Origin of the sequence: Chryseobacterium arachidis (assembly GCF_900129245.1) — a bacterium.
Classification (GTDB): domain Bacteria; phylum Bacteroidota; class Bacteroidia; order Flavobacteriales; family Weeksellaceae; genus Chryseobacterium; species Chryseobacterium arachidis.
The window spans coordinates 198,589-221,380 of record NZ_FQUT01000004.1; the positions used below are offsets into that span (position 1 = coordinate 198,589).

General features: G+C 35.1%; 21 protein-coding genes. 6 read left to right on the top strand and 15 right to left on the bottom strand.

Annotated elements, in window-relative coordinates; genetic code table 11:
- Window positions 1–3: 3 nt before the first annotated feature.
- The 4 genes from BUA89_RS09500 to BUA89_RS09515 all read right to left on the bottom strand — a co-directional run bounded on the left by BUA89_RS09500 (window position 4) and on the right by BUA89_RS09515 (window position 4,118).
- Complete coding sequence (locus tag BUA89_RS09500) at window positions 4–1,065, bottom strand: efflux RND transporter periplasmic adaptor subunit (RefSeq protein ID WP_072956326.1); 1,062 nt, start codon at window positions 1,063–1,065, stop codon at window positions 4–6.
- A gap of 6 nt (window positions 1,066–1,071) precedes the next feature.
- On the bottom strand, window positions 1,072–2,424 hold the full coding sequence (locus BUA89_RS09505) for a TolC family protein (RefSeq protein ID WP_072956332.1): 1,353 nt from the start codon (window positions 2,422–2,424) through the stop codon (window positions 1,072–1,074).
- 95 nt (window positions 2,425–2,519) lie between these two features.
- The gene (locus BUA89_RS09510; RefSeq protein WP_072956337.1) at window positions 2,520–3,113 is read right to left on the bottom strand and encodes a TetR/AcrR family transcriptional regulator; all 594 of its coding nucleotides are present in this window, start codon (window positions 3,111–3,113) and stop codon (window positions 2,520–2,522) included.
- 180 nt (window positions 3,114–3,293) lie between these two features.
- Window positions 3,294–4,118, bottom strand: coding sequence for a CvfB family protein (locus BUA89_RS09515; RefSeq protein ID WP_072956342.1), 825 nt, complete (start codon window positions 4,116–4,118; stop codon window positions 3,294–3,296).
- Between the two features lie 98 nt (window positions 4,119–4,216).
- Between BUA89_RS09515 and BUA89_RS09520 the strand changes: the two genes are divergently transcribed.
- Window positions 4,217–4,663, top strand: a complete 447-nt coding sequence (locus BUA89_RS09520) for a hypothetical protein (protein WP_072957105.1) — start codon at window positions 4,217–4,219, stop codon at window positions 4,661–4,663.
- Between the two features lie 34 nt (window positions 4,664–4,697).
- Here the strand turns inward: BUA89_RS09520 and BUA89_RS09525 are convergent, their stop codons facing one another.
- Window positions 4,698–5,558 carry a DUF4476 domain-containing protein gene (locus BUA89_RS09525; RefSeq protein WP_072957108.1) on the bottom strand — a complete coding sequence of 287 codons (861 nt, stop codon included), beginning with the start codon at window positions 5,556–5,558 and terminating at the stop codon, window positions 4,698–4,700.
- A gap of 137 nt (window positions 5,559–5,695) precedes the next feature.
- On the opposite strand from BUA89_RS09525, the gene BUA89_RS09530 reads away from it, so the two are divergent.
- On the top strand, window positions 5,696–6,184 hold the full coding sequence (locus BUA89_RS09530) for a hypothetical protein (protein WP_072956345.1): 489 nt from the start codon (window positions 5,696–5,698) through the stop codon (window positions 6,182–6,184).
- A gap of 129 nt (window positions 6,185–6,313) precedes the next feature.
- Here the strand turns inward: BUA89_RS09530 and lpdA are convergent, their stop codons facing one another.
- The 6 genes from lpdA to recQ all read right to left on the bottom strand — a co-directional run bounded on the left by lpdA (window position 6,314) and on the right by recQ (window position 12,489).
- Window positions 6,314–7,717 (bottom strand): dihydrolipoyl dehydrogenase, encoded by a 1,404-nt coding sequence (gene lpdA, locus BUA89_RS09535; RefSeq protein ID WP_072956348.1) that lies wholly within the window; start codon window positions 7,715–7,717, stop codon window positions 6,314–6,316.
- A gap of 122 nt (window positions 7,718–7,839) precedes the next feature.
- On the bottom strand, window positions 7,840–8,196 hold the full coding sequence (locus BUA89_RS09540) for a DUF2489 domain-containing protein (protein WP_072956351.1): 357 nt from the start codon (window positions 8,194–8,196) through the stop codon (window positions 7,840–7,842).
- A 21-nt stretch (window positions 8,197–8,217) separates the two neighbouring features.
- The gene (locus BUA89_RS09545; RefSeq protein ID WP_072956356.1) at window positions 8,218–8,568 is read right to left on the bottom strand and encodes a hypothetical protein; all 351 of its coding nucleotides are present in this window, start codon (window positions 8,566–8,568) and stop codon (window positions 8,218–8,220) included.
- Window positions 8,569–8,638: 70 nt separating this feature from the next.
- Window positions 8,639–9,718 (bottom strand): glycosyltransferase, encoded by a 1,080-nt coding sequence (locus BUA89_RS09550; RefSeq protein ID WP_072956359.1) that lies wholly within the window; start codon window positions 9,716–9,718, stop codon window positions 8,639–8,641.
- Window positions 9,719–9,728: 10 nt separating this feature from the next.
- Window positions 9,729–9,932, bottom strand: a complete 204-nt coding sequence (locus BUA89_RS22920) for a hypothetical protein (protein WP_143152307.1) — start codon at window positions 9,930–9,932, stop codon at window positions 9,729–9,731.
- Window positions 9,933–10,284: 352 nt separating this feature from the next.
- On the bottom strand, window positions 10,285–12,489 hold the full coding sequence (gene recQ / locus BUA89_RS09560; RefSeq protein ID WP_072956366.1) for a DNA helicase RecQ: 2,205 nt from the start codon (window positions 12,487–12,489) through the stop codon (window positions 10,285–10,287).
- Window positions 12,490–12,646: 157 nt separating this feature from the next.
- On the opposite strand from recQ, the gene BUA89_RS09565 reads away from it, so the two are divergent.
- The 4 genes from BUA89_RS09565 to BUA89_RS09580 all read left to right on the top strand — a co-directional run bounded on the left by BUA89_RS09565 (window position 12,647) and on the right by BUA89_RS09580 (window position 18,452).
- Window positions 12,647–13,606: a KpsF/GutQ family sugar-phosphate isomerase gene (locus BUA89_RS09565; protein ID WP_072956369.1), complete on the top strand. Its 960-nt coding sequence runs from the start codon at window positions 12,647–12,649 to the stop codon at window positions 13,604–13,606.
- An 85-nt stretch (window positions 13,607–13,691) separates the two neighbouring features.
- Complete coding sequence (gene tatC, locus BUA89_RS09570; RefSeq protein ID WP_178362446.1) at window positions 13,692–14,519, top strand: twin-arginine translocase subunit TatC; 828 nt, start codon at window positions 13,692–13,694, stop codon at window positions 14,517–14,519.
- Window positions 14,520–14,806: 287 nt separating this feature from the next.
- The gene (locus tag BUA89_RS09575; RefSeq protein ID WP_072956372.1) at window positions 14,807–16,435 is read left to right on the top strand and encodes a M1 family metallopeptidase; all 1,629 of its coding nucleotides are present in this window, start codon (window positions 14,807–14,809) and stop codon (window positions 16,433–16,435) included.
- 160 nt (window positions 16,436–16,595) lie between these two features.
- Window positions 16,596–18,452: a M61 family metallopeptidase gene (locus BUA89_RS09580; protein ID WP_072956374.1), complete on the top strand. Its 1,857-nt coding sequence runs from the start codon at window positions 16,596–16,598 to the stop codon at window positions 18,450–18,452.
- Window positions 18,453–18,508: 56 nt separating this feature from the next.
- On the opposite strand, the gene BUA89_RS09585 is transcribed toward BUA89_RS09580, so the two are convergent.
- From BUA89_RS09585 to pepE, 4 genes are read right to left on the bottom strand one after another with little or no spacing between them, the layout of a single operon-like run.
- Window positions 18,509–19,663 (bottom strand): ATP-binding protein, encoded by a 1,155-nt coding sequence (locus BUA89_RS09585; protein ID WP_378125873.1) that lies wholly within the window; start codon window positions 19,661–19,663, stop codon window positions 18,509–18,511.
- 6 nt (window positions 19,664–19,669) lie between these two features.
- Window positions 19,670–21,040, bottom strand: a complete 1,371-nt coding sequence (gene dacB, locus BUA89_RS09590; RefSeq protein ID WP_072956379.1) for a D-alanyl-D-alanine carboxypeptidase/D-alanyl-D-alanine endopeptidase — start codon at window positions 21,038–21,040, stop codon at window positions 19,670–19,672.
- A gap of 43 nt (window positions 21,041–21,083) precedes the next feature.
- Window positions 21,084–21,938: a hypothetical protein gene (locus BUA89_RS09595; RefSeq protein WP_072956382.1), complete on the bottom strand. Its 855-nt coding sequence runs from the start codon at window positions 21,936–21,938 to the stop codon at window positions 21,084–21,086.
- Window positions 21,938–22,630, bottom strand: coding sequence for a dipeptidase PepE (pepE, locus tag BUA89_RS09600; RefSeq protein WP_072956385.1), 693 nt, complete (start codon window positions 22,628–22,630; stop codon window positions 21,938–21,940). The genes BUA89_RS09595 and pepE overlap by 1 nt, the downstream gene beginning before the upstream one ends.
- Window positions 22,631–22,792 lie beyond the last annotated feature (162 nt).

Genomic DNA, 22,792 nt, shown 5'->3' on the forward strand with positions numbered 1-22,792 from the left:
CTTCTACTTTACAATGTTCACTTTAGACCCGTTATCAAGGTTGATCTGTCCGCTTGTTACTACCTGTTCTCCTCCGTTCAATCCACTTAAAACCTGAACTTTGTCTCCATACACTTTTCCGATCGTAACTTTGATCAATTTAGCAACACCATTCTGAACAACAAATAATTGTCCTGAACTTACCCCATTTACAAACGCTTCCGCAGGAACTGTCAGCATATTCTGAGTTTCTGCGCCATTATTTGTTTTAAATGTTGCCGTTGCATACATTCCTGCTTTTAAATTTCCTTTGTTCTGAACTTCAATTTCAACCGGGAAATTTAAAGAAGCATCACTTTTCGGAGCAATAAAAGTAATTCTGCCCACGAAAGAATCTTCCGGCAAAACATTTACTTTAATTGGAACTTCCTGACCTAACTGAATTTTGCCAATCTGGCTTTCATCCACTAAAACTGAAAGTTTTAAGCTGTTAATATTTACAATTTCGAACATTGCTGTTCCAATAGAAACTACAGTTCCCGGTTCAACCATTTTTTTGTTGATGGTTCCGCTGATTCCCGCACGGATACTTGTATCATTTACTCTTACTCCCTGTGCTTTTACTGCAGCCTGTGCATTTTTAAGCTGTAATCTTGAATTATCCAACTGTTGTTTCGTAACGCCTCCTGTTTTATAGGCATTTTCATAACGCTGATTATCAATAATGGCATTCTGTAAATTATTTTGAGCCTGAGAAATATCAACTTCGATGGCATCTTTTTTAATTGTTGCCAAAGTCTGCCCTGCCGAAACTCTGGAACCTTCTTTTACCAAAACACTTACGATACGGCCTGAAATTTCAGAAGACTGGTTCATTTCCTGTTTTGGAAGGAAAGTTCCGTTCGCCGAATAATCTGTGTCAATATTTTCTCTTGTCGCTGTTATAACATTTACATTGATCTTATCAACCTGCTTAGCAACTTCTTTTACTTCCTGCGTCTGTTTTTCTTTATTTCCGGCAATCTTATAAGCCGCTAAACCTACAAGAACGGCTGCTACGATGATATATATTAAAGTCTTTTTCATAGTTTATTACGGGTTTTGTAGTGTGTTTAATTCTCCTTTTGCTTTAATTAACTTAATTTCAGCCTGTTTGTAATCCAATAAAGCGTTGGCATAATTCTGTTTTGCCTGAGTCAGTGCATTTTCGGCATCCAGAACTTCTGTAAGCGTTGCCAAACCATATTGATAGTTCGACTGTGTATTTTTCTGAACTCTTTCTGCCAAGCCTACATTATCCTGCATGCTTTCAATATTAATCAATGCATTTTCCATATTAGTCACTGCATTTTTATAATCTAAGCTTAGCTGAAGCTGGGTATTCTGAATATCCTGATCTAAATCCTGAATATCGATTTCCGCCTGATTGATCTTCGCTTTTGTAGCTCCTCCCGTGAAAATCGGAATATTAACATTTAAACCAATTGCTGAATAATCACTCCAAAGAACTCCGTTGTTAAGACCGTTTGTTAAAGGGAACTTTGCTCCGGTAGCCCCCCATCCGTAGTTACCCACTAAACTTACCGTAGGATACAGATAAGCCTCGGTTGCTTTTTTATTGAATACCAAAAGCTCTCTGTTTTTGTTTAAAACTTTTACTTCTGTTCTTTCATCAAGGTTTACCGTACTGGCAATCAGTTCAGGTTTTGGCTCGATTGTTTTTTCTTCAAGCTCAATATCTGTGCTGATCGGGATTCCCATATAAAATTTCAAAGCATTTTTTGAAAGTTCTACAGAATTAATCAAAGACTGCTTGTTGGAACCGATATTGGTTAACTGAACATTTGTTCTGTCTAAGTCGATTGCTTTTGCCAATCCGTTATCCACCAGGCTTTTAATCACATTTCTTGTTTTCTCTGTATTGGCGTAGCTTGCTTCTACAGCTTTCAGGTTTTCTTCCTGTACAAAAACCTGATAGTAAGCGGTTGCCACGTTTTCGATAATCTGTTCGTTGGTAAGCTGAGCATTTAAAACATAGAACTCTCGTGTCGATTTTGCTGCTTTAAGCCCTGTAAACACTCTCTGGTCGAAAATTGCCTGCTGAACCTGTACGGAAGCAGTTGAACTCCAAGGCTGTCCCAGCTGTGCTCTGATCTTTTCCCCTCCGAATTCAAGCAAGGATTCCTGAATAATAGGATTGTACGTTACACCCGCAGTTGCACTTATCTGTGGCAAAGCTCCGGCTCTGGCTTCATCAATTTTATATTCGGCTTTTTTAATCTGTAAAGCAGCTTTTTTAGCTTCTGCTTTGTTTTGAAGTGCCTGCTTTATAGCTTCCTGTAAAGAAATTTGCTGTTGCGCAGACACCGATGAAAAACCGAACAACATAAATGCAGCAGCTATTCCTATTTTTAGCTTTTTTGCAGTTATACGTTTTCTTTTCATAATCTTATACTTCGTTTATTTTTTAATGTAATTGATATCCTTCATGCTACTATTTCTAAATGACGGATCATTTTTTAAAATACTTTAACATTTTTTTAATTTTTAAACAACATATTCAAAATGATGTCTTTTCTCTCTGAAATGATTTTATCAAATTCCTCCTCGCTGATCATTAAATTTTCCATGAATAAAGGTCTTACGGCACTGGGAAAAACCAAAAGAGAAACCATATTCAACACAAACTGAATAGGCTTCATTTTCGTAATATTTCCTAAATCCATTTCAATTTCTATATCCTTGTAAAGCTTATCAAGCTCGTCTTCTTCAATATCTTTTTTGTGGCAATTCCCTTTATTGATTTGAGATACAATATATGTTTCCAGATACGGATATTGTAGGCTTGTTGACAGACTTCCTTCTATAAACTGGCTGATTTTATCTTTAAAAGGCAAATCAGAATTCATGATAATTTCAGATTTTTCCTTTTCAACTTTCTGCGCCTCATCAAAAACAATTTGAATCAGATTATCTCGTGATCTAAAATAATAATTGATCAACGTTCTGTTGACTCCTGCTGCGTCGGCAATTTCTTGTGTAGTAGCATCGAATTTCCCCTTCACAAAGAATAAATTCTTTGCAGTCTCTTTGATTAGCTCTTGAGTTTGGTCTTTTTTTGCTTGATTTGACATTTTTGTTAAACAAATTTGTGCAAATATAAATCAATCAATTTTTTTGACAAAATTGTTAAACAAAATAATTAAACAAAATTGTATGATATGCATCAGGTTTTTCTTTATTTAAAGTTTGGACCTAAAAAAAAAACGGAGCAGAAATTTCTGCTCCGTTTTAATTTATTTCAAAAAAATCAATTACAACAATCGAATTTTGTCCTCTAAGATATCGATGATCTTATCCTTGTAAAGTCCGCCGATCGCTTTTTTAAAGTTTTTCTTACTCATCTGGATTTCGTCTTTAATCTCTTCCGGCGAAGATTTGTCTGAAAGATGCAGCAAGCCGTAGTTTTCTTCCAATTTATCCAGAATTTTCTGTTTAAACTCATCAATATTTTCAAATCCCTGAGGCTGTAAAGAAACATCTATTTTACCGTCTTCTCTGATCTCTTTGATATACCCGTTTTCTTCCGATAAAGGATACAATTTCTTGAAAACGTCAGAACTGTAGATCAATCCGATATATTTTTTATTGATGACCACATTCCAGCCCAGTTCGCTTTCATTCATCATGATAAGATCTACTTTATCACCTTTTTTGAAGGGCAGATCCTGATATTGCGGATTTCTTTTGAATTTTGTTGTTCCTGTAATTAAATCCAGATCTTCATCTACATAAATGTAAACCAAATATCTTTTACCTTCAATAATTTTAGTTTTTTGCTGTTTGTAAGGAATAAACAAATCTTTGATAATTCCCCAATCCATAAAAGCTCCGCTTGGCAGACTTTGTACACAGCTCATTACTGCAAACTCTCCCACTTCAGCCAAAGGAATTTCAGTTGTTGCTTTCAGTTTGTGATCGTCCTGATAAACGAAAACTTCCATTTCATCACCAATTTCTTTTTCATCCTGAACAAAAATTTTAGGTAAAAAAGCTTTTTCACCAGTGTCATCTGTCAAGATCCATCCTGAATTGTTTTTGTCTGAAATTTTTAAAGTCTGAGTTTTTCCGGGTTGCATGTATGATAAAATTAGTCTGCAAAGGTAAACATTATTAAAATATTTAAATCTATTTTACTCTTAAAAAACAAATGATTATCTTGAACAAAAAAATAAACGTGAAGAAATTAATCATTCTTTCTTTTTTTCTCACATCCATCCATCAGCAAGCACAGATTTTTAAAAGAACCAGTATTAATGCAGCATATCGCTACACTGGAAGAAATGTAATACAGGGAGGGCTGGAATATAGATTACCCAAAAGTTTTTCGAATTTTATTGTCGGAGCCTCTGTTTTATATACTTCTATAAATGATAAGGCAAAATTTATCCCTGAATTTAATTTTTATGCTTCGAATTTGGGATTACTGGGAGTCTCTGTTAATCCTTATTCCATTGAGCCAAGATTTGGTTTTTCATTTCTGAATACGATAATGATCAATACAGGATATGCCATTCCTATTCATAATGAAAAATATTTTAAAGGAATTACTTTTGGAGTACAATTAAATTTCCCTCTAACCAAAAATTCTGAATTTTATCATAATTATTCGGTAATTAAATAAAAAAGAGAAGCACCCTACTTCTCTTTTTATCATATTAATATCCTGAAACAAAATCCATCAGTTCTCTTCTACTGCTTTCAAAATCAAAAGCATCATAAACAATAAAATATTTCTGTTTGTCTACACATTTGGAAAATAACGATTTAGCTAATGCAATCTTATTTTTATCAAAGCTTAAATCTTTCACTAAAATCCCAATCTGTTCCGAAGTAAACATTGCGTGACGTCCTTGTTGATTAATAAATGCTATTTTCTTATCATCAAACCATGCGTCTTTCTTCATCGTTGTAAAAAACTGCTGAAAAGTCTGATTATCCATCACATTTGGGTAATTTATGTTTCCACTGTTGCCTGAATTTCCGTAAGGATTATTCCAGACATCATTCCAATTATCAAACTCATACGATAGATTTTTCACAAGATAGGAATCTAATAAAAACAGACCTTCATTCGTAAAAAAATCCAGTACCAATCTGCTGTTATTTCTGACATTTAAAGTCGTTCTGTATAATAAATATCCGTTATCATAAATAGAAACCGGAATTCTTCCCGACGGCAAATCGAAAAAACGGAATTTTCCGGAATTGTTTGAAATAAACTGATCTCCCAATTCTACACTGAAAAACCCCTGTTCAGGAATCCTCAGAAAAACCTCAGAATATCCATAATTCTGATTCCATTGATAGGTTGGATTTTTTATTCTTGACCCTGTACTATTTGGATTTCTGAAACCCGAATTATTACTATTTTTTGAACCTAAATTTTTATTGGAACTTATATTTCCTATTTCGGTTTTTGAAGCTTCATTTCTTAAAAGCTCACCTGCTTTTCCTGCTTCCTGTCCGAAAGAATAAACTGAGACAAGAAACAACACACCCGTCAATATATTTTTCATAAATAATTTTTTAATCTCGATGTCCATTTTTATGCCAAAAAAGATCATAGTAAACTTCTGATCATTCACTTTTAAGATAAATTTCAAAAAAATACATTTATCAAAAAAAATAATCATAGTTTTATAAAAACATATATATGTCTCTAAGAAAACCAATCACTTACACTCTTTTTATAGTATCCGGAATAATTTCCTGCTCAAAAACACCCAAAATCAATGATGAATTCCGGGATGCCGTAATTTCAAAAATGAATCTTCATCAGGATACGCTGCAGGTTTTTAATCAGTTTTTGGATCATCTGGATTCGAAAAATAAAGCTTTTGGAGATTATTACATCAAAACCCATCAGGATATTCAAGACTCCTGCGACAAAGTTTTAGCCGCTAAATATGAGCCTGAACATTTTGTTTATAATGAACACACCCCGGAAGATTTTGAATATCTGCATAAGATCACAGCACAATCACATAATGAGTATTATAAGAAATTAGATATCGATACCAGCAAAATTTATATGATTGAATGGGTTACCAATTCCAGCCCTGATATTAAAAAGTACTTAAATCAAAAATATGGTCTGCAACTCTTTATTCCGGAAGATTACCCTCAAGATGCAGTAAAATAACATAATCTTCTTTTTTATGAGATTAATTATAATTGCCTTGAATGAAGCACTGCTACCATATTGATAAAACAAAAAAGAGAGACTTTTGTCTCTCTTTTATTATTAAAATGATTAATTTCTAATCAAATATTACATGTGAATCGGTCTTTTTGCTGTAGCATCCAAAGCCGCTTCTTTAATAGCTTCTGCATACGTTGGGTGAGCGTGTGAACTTCTTGCGATATCTTCTGCACTTGCACGGAATTCCATTGCAATTACCCCTTCTGCAATCAAATCGGCAGCTCTTGCTCCTACGATGTGCATCCCTAAAACTTCGTCCGTTTTTTCGTCTGCAATGATTTTAACCAAACCATCAACATCACCACTCGCACGGCTTCTACCTAAGGCTCTCATCGGGAAAGATCCCACTTTGTAAGCTACACCTTCTTCCTTCAATTGCTCTTCAGTTTTACCAACTCCGGCAACTTCCGGCCAAGTATACACAACACCTGGAATCAGGTTATAGTTAACGTGAGGTTTTTGTCCTGCCAAAGTTTCAGCAACGAAAACTCCTTCTTCTTCAGCTTTGTGAGCCAACATCGCACCTTTGATCACATCTCCGATTGCGTAAATGTTTGCAACGTTTGTCTGTAAGTGATCGTTTGTTTTCACTCTTCCTCTTTCGTCTAGCTCAACACCTGCTTTTTCAAGTCCAAGTCCGTCTGTGTAAGGTTTTCTACCTACAGAAACTAAACAGTAATCTCCTTCTACAACAACCTCTTCTCCTTTTTTATCTTTAGCTGTGATCTTTACAGTATCTCCGTTTCTTTCAACTGCAGAAACCGCCGTAGAAAGCATGAACTTCATTCCTTGTTTTTTAAGAACTTTAGTTAATTCTTTACTTAAGGCTCCATCCATTGTAGGAATAATTTTATCCATGAACTCAACCACAGTTACCTGAGCACCTAATCTTAAATAAACAGAACCAAGCTCAAGACCGATAACTCCCCCACCGATAACTACTAAATGCTTAGGAATTTCCTTCAAATTTAAAGCTTCTGTAGAAGTAATCACTCTTTCTTTATCTAAAGTAATGAAAGGTAAAGAAGATGGTTTAGAACCCGTTGCAATGATTGTATATTTAGAATCGATCGTTTCAGTAGAACCGTCGTTTTTCGTTACTTTGATCTGAGTGGCAGACTCGAAGCTTCCAACGCCTTCAAAAACAGTAATTTTGTTTTTGTTCATCAGGTAATTGATTCCGTCTGTATTTTGTTTTACTACCTCATTTTTACGCTCAATCATTCTTGCGATATCAGCTTGAGGTTCGTTGATAATGATTCCGTGACCTGCAAAATTGTGTTTTGCGTTCTCAAAATGCTCAGAGCTGTCTAGAAGTGCTTTTGACGGAATACATCCCACGTTAAGACAAGTTCCTCCCAAAGTTGGATATTTTTCAATAATTGCTGTTGTGAAACCTAATTGTGCGGCACGAATTGCAGCAACATAACCACCAGGACCAGAACCGATTACGGTAACATCGAATTGACTCATGTTATTTTATGAATTTGTTTATTATTAACTTTCTTAATTCTTACAAATTTAACGATTAATTACCACGTGAGAAAGTGAGATCTGTCAAATTTTGAAGATAGAAATTAAGCTTTAAAATATTTTCAACAAAAGTCTTTAATATCTTTAAATTTCTCAATAATTTCTTTACATTTTTCATTAAGCAAAGCTTTATATTTTTTGTCTATCAATTCTAATTTTGAATCGAGCTTTTTGAGATATTCCTTATTGTAAAGTTTTCTTTCTTCACCGATAGGATGAAATTGAATTTCGTTGTAATATTTTTTAAATATATCTAAATCTATATTATCTAAAGACTTAATATCATTTATTCTTCCAATCAGATAATTCATTTTAAAATATCCTGAATGAATCTGAATTTGATTTGTAGTAATCGCAATTGCGTTGGAACGCAGTTTTTTAATAAATCTATTACGCTTTAATTCATCAAACTTATTCATCTTACTTTAACAAAGAAAATTTTAAAGATCCACATTCAATTTTCCCTGCCCAAATTCTCCCGTGCTTTCAAAATATGAGCCTCCAAACACATACCATTCAAGGCTTTCAAGAAATTCTACTGCATTTTCAGGAATTATATTAGGGCGGTCTTTTTTAGAAACGATTCCTTTGTACCATCTTCCAGATTTAGAAAAGCTTTCAAACTCAACAAAATAACGAATCCATATTCTCTGGCACAATTTACACTGCTGAATACTTACTTCCGCCTCTCTTCCGTTTGTATGATCTATCCCTAATTCAGAACTTCTGTATTCAGTATAGTTTGACGTAGGTTTTTCGCAAGCACATCCTAATTTCTGGATTTTATTCATTGAATTGATATTGATTTTAAAGGGATCAAAAGTAAGAAAATATGCTTTTATAAGACAAATGAGATTATTCTTATTTCACAAGATCCAATAAAACCCGCTCATATTTATCCAAGATAATATTTTTTGAAAACCTTGATTTAATAGAATTTTTTATGGAATCTTTGTCATAACTTCCATGAAGGATCCTCATAATTTTTTGAGAAAAATCTTCATAATTTTCAATATCAGAAATTTCTCCGTTCGTGCTATTCTGTATAATTTCATTGATTCCCCCCGGGCAATTATTAGCTAAAGAATAGGTTCCGCAAGCTCCTGCTTCCAGCAATACATTCGGAAATCCTTCGTATCTTGAAGAAAGGATAAACAGATCCGCATACTTCAGAAACTGGTACGGATTTTCTTGTTTTCCGTGGAAAATTACATTTTTTAAATCTAAGAAATCTTTCATTTGATGTAAAATTTCCCGATCCTTGCCGTCTCCTAATATATGGAGTAAAATATTTTCATTTTTAAGTCTTGAAAAAACTTTCAGCAAATTATCAAAACCCTTTCTGGCAGATAAATTACCTATCGCTACAACATTTTTGTAATTGTATTTATAACATTCCGGTTTGCAGGAAACAGCCAATTTTTCATCAATAAAATCAAAATCAACAGGATTATTTATTTTAATTATTTTGCTGGATTTAATTCTGAAATTTTTCGTCAGATCTTTCAGCATATCATCGCTTTGCGCAATGATTTTATCATAATTATTATAAAAATTATAGAAGAATTTTATTTCTTTTCGGGTAACATGCCGCGTAACAACATTCGTTTCTCTCGCAATGAATTTTGTTTTTGGAAAAAGCTTTACAAATGCAGATAAATAGGCATTCACTTCTCCGAAACCTGAAAACACAATATCCGGCTTCCGTCTGTAAATTTCTCTCAGGATTGGCTTTAAGGAATGTCTGATTCTTTCGGTGTCAATATCAATAATCTCAACATCATCTTTCAAAAACTTGAGGTAGCCGCCTGTTTTACGCAAAAGCAAAATCTTAGGCTCAAATCGATCTCGGGAAAGATGATTCGCAATGGTGGTAACAATCCTTTCTGCGCCTCCGGTTTCCAAATCCGGCAGAATAAATATGACAGAAATCTTTTTCATCACTGTAAAATTAGTAAAAAGTTTTGGAAACCTTCAATCCAAGCTTTTCAAAAACAGGAATAATTTCATTAATATTGTCAACGCTTGTGAAAGCATATTTATCTTCACTGAAATTCATTCCTCTTTTTCCAAAAAAAGAGAATGGTTCATTATTTTTCCCAAAAATATTCTCCGGTTCTCCAAAAATAATATTTCCGAAAAATTTAGTATTCATTTCATCATTTATCTGATTAATTTCTTCTATTTTTTTATACTTTATAATTTTACCACTTTCTTTTGTTGCAATAATAATCCTCTGACTGGTAATTACATAATAATAATTTCTCAGACGAAAATATCGAACAATCCATCTAAAGAAAGTAATATATAAAGCACTGCAAAATAGAAAAATTGCGATGAGTGAAAATAAGACAAATTCCGAATTTCTAATATTTGTTAAAAAAAGAACAGAAACAGCCAGATAGAAACATGAAAAAACGATTCTAATTTTTTCCGTCATATTAAAAAAGAAACTCTTCCTCGGAAGAATTTCTTTCATTATAATTTCGTTATTGTTTAAAATTATTTTAGTTGGCAACGTCACTGATGAATTTTATTCTTAACATTCTTACTTCTTCATCAGACAATTCATCCCCAAATTCATCCAACAAAACCTTCATGCTGTCGCTTTCAGATTCTGTCATGAACTCCATAAATCCGTCTACAATATCTTCATCAAAATTATCTTCAATATAATAATCTATATTCAATTTAGTACCCTGATAAACAATACGTTCCATTTCCTTTAATAATTCATCCATGGAAAGGTTTTTAGCTCTTGCAATATCTTCAAGATCAATCTTCTTATCTGTACTCTGAATAATGAAAACCTTATGACTGGATTTATTGGCAACCTGTTTCAGGACCATGTCCTGAGTGCGTTCGATATTGTTGTCTTCTACATATTTGCTGATAAAGTCTGCGAATTCTTTCCCGTATTTTTTGGCTTTTCCTTCTCCGACACCGTAGATTTTTGCAATTTCTTCAACGGTAATCGGATACTGAACCGTCATATCCTCCAAACTGGGATCCATGAAAACCGTATACGGTGGAATTCCGTGCTTTTTGGCAACTTTTTTTCTTAAGTCTTTTAATAAAGTAAATAAATTCTGGTCTAATCCGCCTCCAGACTGCTGCTGAATCTGGTCACTTTCGGCTTTCGCCTGAGTTAAATCAAATTCCCTGTCTTCCGCAATGATGAAAGAGTGCTCTAACTCTCCGTTGAGCACCAATTTTCCTTTTTCAGCGATTTTTAGAACTCCATACGTTTCAATATCTTTTTGCAGATAATTCTGAACAGTAGCCTGCCTTAAAATTGTTTTCCAATGGTTCTCTTTTTCATCTTTTCCGAAACCAAAATAGGAAGCCTGCTCCAGTTTATAAGATTTTGTAACAGCAGTTTCTTTTCCTACAATTACAGAAATAAGATCTTTGGACTTAAACTTTTCTCCGGTATCATTGATAAGCTGTAAAACTTTTTTCAGATCATCCGTTGCATCTTTTAATTTCGGAGGATTTGATGAATTATCACACATTTTTGCACCTTCACCGTTCACTGGGTCAAAGTTTTCCCCAAAATAATAAAGGATATATTGTCTTCGGCTCATTGAGGTTTCGGCATACCCAACGACTTCATTCAGTAACTGCAACCCGATTTCTCTCTCAGAAACAGGCTTTTGCGCCAAGAATTTCTCTAATTTTTCAATATCTTTCGGATCATAGAAGGCTAAACAATGTCCTTCTCCTCCATCACGTCCTGCACGGCCGGTTTCCTGATAATAGCTCTCCAGAGATTTAGGAAAATCATAGTGAATCACAAAACGTACATCTGGCTTATCAATTCCCATCCCAAATGCGATCGTTGCTACAATGACATCAACTTCTTCCATCAAAAACTTATCTTGATTCGCCACTCTTACTTTTTGGTCGAGACCTGCATGATAAGGCAAAGCATTGATTCCGTTTACCTGTAAAAGCTGTGCAAATTCCTCAACTTTTCTTCGGCTTAAACAGTAAACAATTCCGGATTTTCCTTTATGCTGATTGATAAATTTTACGATTTCTTTATCAATATTTACCTTTGGCTGTACTTCATAGTAAAGATTTGGTCTGTTAAAGCTTTCTTTAAAAACCAAAGCATTGGTCATTCCTAATGTTTTTTGGATATCATCCTGAACTTTAGGAGTGGCGGTTGCCGTTAATGCAATTACCGAAACGTCTGCAATTTTATCGATAATTGACTTTAAATTCCTGTATTCCGGGCGGAAATCGTGTCCCCATTCTGAAATACAGTGCGCTTCATCAATAGCAAAGAATGAAATCTTCACTTCTTTTAAAAAGTCTAAATAATCCTCTTTAATTAAGGATTCCGGGGCGACATACAGTAGTTTTGTCTTCCCACTTTTAATATCATCGAAAACCTGTTTGGTCTGCGTTTTATTTAATGATGAATTTAAAACATGTGCTACTCCGTCTTCAGATGAAAGCCCATTGACAGCATCCACCTGATTTTTCATTAACGCTATTAAGGGCGAAACTACAATTGCCGTACCTTCCGAAATAAGCGCCGGAAGCTGATAGCATAAGGATTTACCACCTCCGGTCGGCATCAGGACAAAAATATCCTTCCCATTCAACAGGTTTTCTATAATCTGTTCTTGCTGACCTTTAAAAGTAGAAAACCCGAAATATTTTTTCAATTCGCCTGATAAATTGGCTTTTTTTGCGCTCATCTAATTTTCTATTGCTAAATTTGCATCTAATCCAAAGTTAATAAATTTCTGCTTAAAATAAAAGCGAACGAATTTATAAAAATTAAATTTATATTAAAATACCGTTTTAAAATATAACGTTTTTTTAGGTATTATTTATATTCTTTATAAAGTAAAAATGGAAAAATCCGATATTATTTCAATAGCAAAAAGCACGTTGGAAATAGAAATTTCAGAACTTCAAAAATTAAAAGAAAGAATTGATGATTCTTTTGTAAAAGCAGTAGAGATCATTCATTCTGCAAAAGGAAAATTAATTGTCGTAGGAATCGGAAAATCTGCCCATGTCGGAAATAAAATTGTAGCCACTCTTAATTCCACAGGAACACCTTCACAGTTTCTTCATGCTTCAGAAGCTATTCATGGGGATCTTGGGGTTATTCAGAAGCAGGATGTTGTTTTATGCATTTCACTTTCAGGGAATTCTCCTGAGATTGTAAACCTTCTGCCTTATTTAAAAGATTATTCTTCTGCATTGATCGGAATGACGGGAAATAAATCCAGCAAGCTTGCCGAATATTCAGAAATTATCCTGGATACGCATGTTGATATGGAAGCCTGCCCGAATAAACTGGCTCCGACAAGTTCCACAACTCTACAGATGGCTTTGGGAGATGCTCTGGCAATTTCTTTAATGGAGATAAATGATTTTAAAGCCAATGATTTTGCCAAATTCCACCCGGGAGGAAGTTTGGGGAAAAATCTCATTTCAAAAGTCGATGATTTCCTTTCTTCACAAAAACCTCAGGTTACGGAGAATGATACAGTCAAAGACGTCATTATCTCAATCAGCAGCTCAAGACACGGAATCACAGTGGTAACCAATGAAGCCGAAATTATTGGAGTCATTACCGATGGAGATCTAAGAAGAATGCTGTTAAAAGGGGATGATATTTCTAAAGTTCTGGCGAAGGACATTATGTCTGCAAACCCAAAAACAATAGAAAGAACCGCTTTGGCTAAAGAAGCGATGAAAATTTTAAAGGGAAATAATATCGGACAACTTGTAGTAACAGAAAATGGAAAATATTTCGGGATTATTGATCTGCATAAGTTGTTGGATGAAGGGATCAATTAAACTTCAATGCCAAACTTTAAACACCGAAACTTCCCGCTTTACTGAAACTTTTTTCATAAATTTGAAACCTTAAAAATATTATTCCGTGAGTGAAGGTAAAGACATGTCCTTTTGGGGGCATATTGGAGAATTAAGAGGTCACCTCATCCGCTCGATTATTGCAATTATCGTTGCTGCAGTGGTCATCGGTTTTAATATCAACTGGATTATGGATCATATCTTTTTTGGTCCTACCAGAAACGATTTTACGACTTTTGAAATCGTCAATCACTTTTCCAAAATGATTTTGGGTGAAGAAAGCATTCATCTTCCGAAGGATTTTCCGGTTCGCGCGAGCAAGCTTTATCAGCAGTTCAATGTGATGATGGCGGTTTCCATTTTTGGTGGGATTGTGGCAGCTTTTCCCTATATCGTCTGGGAACTTTGGAGATTTATAAGTCCTGCACTGCATCCGAAGGAAAGAAAAAATTCCATCTTCATCATCAATTCGGTATGGATTTTATTTATGACAGGCGTTTTGTGCGGATATTATCTTATTCTGCCTTTCGCCGTAAATTTTGGAGTGATCTTTAAGATTTCGGATATTATCGTTCCGCTTTACGATTTAAGTGATTACACTACCATCTTTTTGCAGGTTGTTTTGGGAATGGGCGTTATTTTCCTGTTTCCTGTACTTATATATTTCCTTACATCTATCGGAATTCTGACACCGATATTTATGAGAACATACCGTCGCCACGCAATTGTTTTAATCATGGTGGTTGCAGCCATCATTACGCCTGCCGATGTTTTAAGTATGATGATGGCAGCTCTTCCACTGGTCTTGCTGTACGAAATCAGTATTATCATGTGTTCTTATACGTATAAAAAAGTTCAGAATGCAGCAGGAAACCTTCCCGTAGTCCAGAAATAAATTGCTTACAAATTAGTTCAATATATTCCCGTAGAATTTTTCTGCGGGATTTTTTTAAGAAGCTATTCCCTGCTTTCCGTTGCAATCTTTTTTTTCAAAAAAGGATTTTCACTGCAATCAGGGCTAGGCTTTTGTCATTAACAACAATATTCGTCAACATTAAATATTTCACGAAATGTAACAAAATTTTATTTCCTTCGTCTAATCACGAAGATTCTAATCATTGTTTTTTTAAACATAATAACAACCGATTAATTCTTATTTTTGATTAATAAATTTTAATTCAGATGAAAAAGATTTCATATTCGCTTTTATTGGCATCAGGACTGGCTTTCGGACAGTTTTTCGAAAAAGATAAAGTTTTTACCAAGCAGGATACTTTAAAAGGTTCTGATACTCAGTTCCGAAATTTCTGGGACGTAAAAAAATATGATCTTTCTGTAGAACCCGATTTTGCTCAGAAAAGCATTAAAGGAAACAATAAAATCAGTTTTGAGATTACAAAAGATGTGACGAATCCTACTTTCCAGATCGATCTTCAACAACCCATGAAAGCTGATAAAGTGGAAGGAAGTTTCCCGATTGTCAATTATAAGCAAGAAGGTGATTTTATCTGGATTACTACCAACAAAAGCTTCAAAAAAGGCGAAAAATACACAATTGATATAGCTTATTCAGGAAATCCTACGATTGCTAAACGTGCACCTTGGGACGGAGGATGGGTTTTCACCAAAGATGAAAAAGGAAATCCGTGGATGAGTGTTGCCGACGAAGGCATCGGAGCATCAATTTGGCTGCCGACCAAAGATATCTGGAGCGACGAGCCCGACAACGGAATCGTGATGAAAATTATTACGCCAAAAGATCTGGTAGGTGTAGGAAACGGCAAACTGATCGACAAAAAAGCTATGGGAGATAAAATGGCGTATACCTGGGAAGTTAAAAACCCTATCAATGCGTACTCTATCATCCCTAACATCGGAAAATATGTCAATTTTAAAGATACTTTTAACGGAGAAAAAGGAAAACTGGATCTTGATTATTGGGTGATCGATTATAATTTAGACAAAGCAAAGAAACAGTTCCAGCAGGTAAAGCCGATGCTTTCCGCCTTTGAATATTGGTTTGGTCCCTATCCTTTCTACGAAGATTCTTACAAACTAGTGGATTCTCCTTATCTGGGAATGGAACATCAAAGCAATGTAGCCTACGGAAATGGATATCAGAATGGATATATGGGTCGGGATTATTCAGGAACCGGAGTTGGATTGAACTGGGATTATATCATTGTTCATGAAAGCGGACATGAATGGTTTGCCAATAATATCACGGCGAAAGATCAGGCAGATATGTGGGTTCATGAAGGCTTTACGATGTATTCTGAAGTCTTGTTCACCGAAAAATATATGGATAAAAAATCGGCAGACATATACGCACAGGGAATCCGAGAAGGTATTCAGAACGATGTTCCCATCATCGGAAAATACGGCGTAAGAAACGAAGGGAGCGGCGATATGTATCCAAAGGGAGCTAGCATGCTCCACACCATCCGCCAGGTGATTAATAATGATGAAAAATTCAGGGAAATTTTAAGAGGTATTAATAAAGATTTTTATCATCAGACCGTTACCACCCAGCAAATTGAAAATTATATATCCAAGAAATCGGGAATTGATTTTTCAAGTGTTTTCAACCAATATCTGAGAACCACGAAAGTTCCGGTTTTAGAGTACTCTCAAAAAGGAGAAGAGCTGAAATTCCGCTACACCAATACAGTTAAGAATTTAAAGCTTCCAATCATTGTAGACGGAGTGACCATCAGCCCGACCGATCAGTGGCAAACAATAAAACTGAAGAAAGGAAGCCCGGTAGAATTTAACAACAATTATTATATAGACTATCAAAAAGTTCAGTAATAGAAAAAGCAAAATCGCAAAAGTGGTTTTGCTTTTTTATTTGTAAATAGGTTTATTCAATACATACATTCTCAGCCTTCAATAATTTTAACAAAAATTTAATACAATAACCGTAACAAATTTACTTTTTCAGCAACTACTTAATTATAAATTATACCCAATGAAAAAAATAGCACTAAGTGTAGGAGTTTTAACTGCATTTTTGGTTAATGCCCAGTCTATAAAAACAACCATCGATCTTGTGAATGTAAAAGATGATAAAGTTGCCGTAACCATGGAATTCCCGAAAATGAAATCCGGAGATGTGAAGTTTCATTTTCCTAAAACGGTTCCAGGAACCTATTCTGTGGACGATTACGGAAGATTTGTAGAAGGAATTAAATTTTTAGATAATAAAGGAAAAGAAATTACTTTCACGAAAGTAAATGACAATACCTATTCTTTAAAAAATGCCCAGAACTTAACGAAAATCACTTATCTGGTGAATGACAGTTTTGATGAAGAAATGGACGACTCCAAGCACAAAGCGGTATTTTCACCTTCAGGAACAGATATTGAAACCGGAAAAGTATACTTAATCAATACCCACGGATTTGTAGGATATATCGACAATATGCAGGATGTTCCTTATCAGCTGATTATTCAGAAACCGACGGATTTCTACGGAACAACAGCATTGGTGGATCAGGATAAATCTGAATCTACGGACACTTATACTTTAGCCAACTATGCTAAAGTAACGGATTCGCCGTTAATGTATACAAAACCGGATTATATTACCTTTAATGCAGGAGGAATGGACCTTGTTTTGGGAGTATACTCGCCGACAGGAAAATATAAAGCGGCAGATTTTAAAGAAAATTTAGAGAAAATGGTTGTTGCCCAGAAGAAATTTTTGGGCGATATGAATACCAACAAAAAATATGCAATCATGCTGTATCTTTCCGGCATGGGAGAACCTCAGATCAAAGGTTTCGGAGCATTGGAGCACCATGAATCCACCAGTGTTGTGTTACCTGAAATGATGCCGAAAGATGCGATCGACAAAACCATTACCGACGTTGTTTCTCACGAGTTTTTCCATACGGTAAATCCTTTGAAAACACATTCTGAGGAGATTCATTATTTTGATTATGCAGATCCTAAAATGTCTCAGCATCTTTGGATGTATGAGGGAGGAACAGAATATTTTGCCAATTTATTCCAGATTCAGGAAGGATTGATTACTAAAGACGAATTCCTGCAGAGAATGAGCGAAAAAATCGCCAATTCTAAGAACTATAATGACACCATGCCTTTCACGGTAATGAGTAAAAATGTCCTGAAAGACGAATACAAGGATCAATACAGAAACGTTTACGAAAAAGGCGCGCTTCTGGCTATGTGTCTTGATATTGAACTGAGAAAACTATCGAACGGCGAAATGGGCTACCGTGACATGATCAGAAAACTGTCGCAGAGATTTGGTGAGAATAAGCCTTTCAAAGACGATAAATTAATTGATGAATTGGTAGCAGTTACGGGATATCCGCAGGTAAGAGATTTTTACAATAAATATATTGCAGGAGACCAGCCGACACCTTATACGCAATACCTGAGCATGGTAGGTGTAGAAGCCAACAAGCAGGAAACTCCGCCTATTTTCTGGTTTGTAAAAGATCCTCAGCAGACAGGTTATGATGATAAAGACAATGCATTTATCTTTGATGAAAGTTCTGCGTTGTCCCCATTCTCAAAAAGCATAGGGTTTAAAATTACCGACAAAGTGGTAGCTTTAGACGGAAAAACCATCAGTATTCAAAACATCCAGGCTTTTGTAGAATATGCTAAAACCATTAAGGAAGGTCAGAACGTAACGTTAACCGTTTTAAGAAAGAACGGTGATAAAACCGAAAAAATCGACCTTAAAGGAAAAGCTATTTTAGATAAAATGACGGTTGAAACCCTTCAGTTTAAATCTAATCCGACTCCGGCAGAACAAAAACTGCAGAATCAGTGGCTGACCGGAAAAAAATAACTCAGTAAGAATAGAAACAGAAAAGCGGAGAAATTCTCCGCTTTTTTATTATAATTTTATCCTTTTCTAATGGTAATTCTAAAAGTTGTTCCTTTTCCGACCTCGGTTTGTGCGATTTTAATATCTCCGTTGTGATATTCCTGAACCACTCTTTTTGCCAAAGACAGACCTAACCCCCAGCCTCTTTTTTTCGTTGAATAACCGGGTTTAAAAGCATTTCTCGCCTGTTGTTTAGTCATTCCGCTTCCGTTGTCCTGTACTTCCACCACAATATTTTTATTCCGCTCGATAACAGACATGGAAATAGAACCTTCACCTTTCATCGCATCAACCGCATTTTTCACCAAATTTTCAATTACCCAGCTCATCAGAATTCTGTTATGGGGAACCAAAATCGTATAATTGGGAAGATGCAGCCCGAAATTTATTTTACGGGAAATCCTGGTTTTTAAATAATCATAATTTTCCTTAATCGTAGCATTAAAATCAGTATCGTTCAGTTCAGGGACAGAACCTATTTTTGAGAATCTTTCGGAGATTGTTCTCAGTCTTTCGATGTCTTTTTCAATTTCCTGCACCCCTTCAGAATCGGGAGTATCCAGCTTCATAATTTCCATCCAGCCGATCATGGATGACAGAGGCGTTCCGATCTGATGGGCTGTTTCCTTTGCCAGTCCCGCCCAAAGATACCCTTCATCCGTTTTTTTAATAGTTCTGAAAAACCAGAAAGAAAATCCAAAATACGAGAGAATAAAAAGCCCTAAAATATACGGTGAATATTGAAGATTGTTAAGCAAAGGAGAATTGTCATAAAATACAATCTGTTTGTTTCCTTTTACAAGTTCAATCTCAATCGGAGTATAGCTTTTTGCCATTTTTCTGGCCAGGGCAATTATCTTTTCAGAATCATTTTCTACATCTTTAGGGATGTTTTTGTGTTCTATAATTTGGTCGTCCTTATCCAAAATAATAAGCGGAATACTTGTATTGGAGCTGTAAATCTGAAGAAGCAAAGCCTGAATTTCCAAATTAGGATTTTCCACTTCCTGCTGAAACTTTAACGCACTCACCAAGATATCCACCCTTTTGATTTCTTCCCTACGGAGAAACGTAATTAAAATCGTAGAAGCAATGACTACCGTTAGAACAACGATGGTCATCAGGACGAATATGATCCAGTTATTAAATCTTGCAAATATTGATTTTTTCAAAGATATTTATTTTAAAACATTCAGGATTTTCTGTAACTCTGCGCTTCCACTCCCCTGATAATTATTAATAATGATTGAAAATACATATTTTTTCCCGTCTTTCGAGGTGTGGAAACCTGCAAAAGATTTCGTATCTCTCATGGTACCGCTTTTCATTTTCATGCCGTTATCCTGCGTTGGAAAACCGTCGTAATAAGAATCAAACCAAGGTTGCTTTTTCGCGTACAGCAAAGCCTGAACTTCCGCTTTAGCAGCCACATAGTTTTGTGGTGAAAGCCCACTTCCGTCGGCAAAATTAATCATATTGGGATTGATTCCCTTGGATTTCCAGAAGTCTTTCAGAAACGCAACTCCACTTTTAAAGCTTGGGTTTCCTTTTTTCTCTTTTCCTAAGGTTTTAATTAAAGTTTCTCCATAAAGATTGATGCTTTTCCTTAAAAACCAATACACAATTTTATCTAAAGTCGGCGATTCATAAGTGAGAATAATATTATTTTTCGGAACTTCCAGAGCTTTTTTACCTTCAATTTCAAGCTGTGAATTGGTGATGACTTTTCCGGATAATTCAATACCTGATTCTTTCAGCCACTGCTTAACTTCAACACCCAATTGCAAAGGCGGATTTGGTGTGGAACCAGAAACCGTAACGAGTTTTGAGGGCAGTGTTCCGTTGATTAAAGCAACATTAGAATGCGGTGCCGTGAAAATTAAACTTTGATCGGAACTTCCACCGGCTTTTAAATCATTCAGCCAGTTAACCCCTTCCAAGGGATAAGAAAAACTCTTAAATTCTGTCCCGTTGATATTAATATCGAACTGATTTTCGCGCCAGTTGATTCCCCAGACTCCTGCTCCATAATAGTTTCCCAGATCGTCCCAAGGCCAGCCTCCGGGAATTGTCTGATGATCGAAATACGAATCATCAACAATCAGATCACCTGAAATTTTTTTAATTCCGGATTTCTTGATCGCTTCGATTAGTTTTTGTTTAAAATTTTCAGGTTTATAACCATCATATCTCCAACTTCCTAAAGTCGGGTCACCTGTTGAGCTGATGAAGAGATTTCCGTTCAGATTTCCACCTGAAATATTTCCTGAATAGCCTGAAGTGGTTTTAAAAGTATAATTTTTCCCTAAAGTTTCCAAAGCCGCCGCCGCAGTGAATATTTTCTGGGTTGAAGCCGTAGACAGCCCTTTATTTCCCTGATATTCGTAAATTAAGCTTCCGCTTTCGTCCGTAACATAGAATGATAAATTCGAGGAAATTGCACCCGAAGAATCCATTAAGCCTTTGGTAGCAGCATCCAGCTTCTGGGTGATATTTTGGGCAAAAATAACCTGTGTGGAAAGTAAAAATATAGCTAGGGAATTTTTCATTAAGAATTATTTATTCAAATATAATTTAAAAATACTGCATTTTTTAGTCGTACATATCCTTTTCGTATTCCCGCAGTTCATTATCATTGAAAAGAATTTTATGATCCGGAAGTTTCTCAAATGATCTGTCATGTTGAAATACCTTTTCATTATCATCTTCATCAATAAAAAGATCCATCTGGCAATGTTTTATATATTGGGATTTGCTTTCGTAATCTTCTAAAAAAGAATTCTTCCAGGGATCATTAAAACATCTTAAACAATGACTTTCACTCAACGATTTATGTCCGCAAACCTCACAATCATTCAGATTTTCAAACAGAGACTTTATATATTTTTGGTCTTCTTCCGAAAATAAATGTAATGCGATCGATCTCAGCAACAGATAATAATTGGGTTGTCTGCAATGAAAACCATAATATTTTTCCTGACCTGAAAAATAGATCCTTATTCCTCTGAAAGAATTATCCGTTTCAGCTTTATTAATATCATTAAGATTACCGATAATTTTATCATTAATTTCAATATCATTATTCCTAATTTCAATAAAATAAATCGACTCAGAGTAATGTTTAAAACACAATGTGGCCTCCCAACCATCTACATATCTTCCTTTTGCTTCTTCTCCACAGATCTCGCAGGTTTTCCCAGATAATGCGGAATATTTATCTACAATTTTCCGGATTTCAATATTTAATTCTTCATCCGTTGAAGTCGAATAGCATCGCAGTCCTCCAAATTTTTCTTTTCCGCTTACTTTCTCGTTTAAATTCCAACCAGCAAGACAAAACTCTTCAAGCATATTCCTGATCAGATTATGCCATCCTGAACCGTTTATTGAAAAATTAAGCAAATTATTTTCAATAAACCGATCCATTTCTTCTCTTGATAAATCCATTATAATTGGGAACCCGTTTCGATCTCGTAAGGTTCTTTATCTTTTTCAAAAATTCTTGTCAGCTCTCTTCCTTCAACGGTAATTTTATCACCGATTTTTCTGATCCAGTTTCCTTCACGCAATCCTACCACTTTCAGGTCATTTTGCGTTAAAAATTCTTTGATTCTGGTTTCTCTGGTTTCGCCATTATGCTTCAAATCCGGATTTGGATCAAGATAATGAGGATTCAAATTAAAAGGAACCAATCCCATACACTCAAAGCTTGGCGGATAAACGATCGGCATGTCGTTCGTGGTTTTCATGTTCTGTCCACCGATATTGCTTCCTGCACTGCAGCCTAAATAAGGTTTTCCTTTTTCAATATTTTCCTTTAAAACAGACATTAATCCTTCTTCATGCAACGTTTTTACCAATAAAAAAGTATTTCCGCCTCCGGTAAAAAAGCCTTTTGCATTGTTGATAGCTTCCATTTTATTTTCAAATTCGTGAAGTCCTTTTACTTTAATATGAATTGTTTCGAAGAAGGAACGGGCTTTTGCCGTATAATCATGATGAGAAATTCCGCTTGGTCGTGCAAAAGGGATGAAAATAATTTCATCAATTCCTTCATAAAGCTGAATTAATTCTTCTTTTAAATATTCCAGATATTCTCCACCAAAAAGTGTGGAAGTTGAGGCTAATATGATGTTCATATAAAATCGTATTGATTAAAATAGTTGAATGACAAAGATAACTCAAACCGTAACGAATCAAAAATTTAGATAAAAAAATAGTTAATCCCGTTAATATTTTCTAAAAAAACCTAAAGGTTCTAAAAATCGGGTTTTTGTGGAATTATTATTGAATTTTAAAGT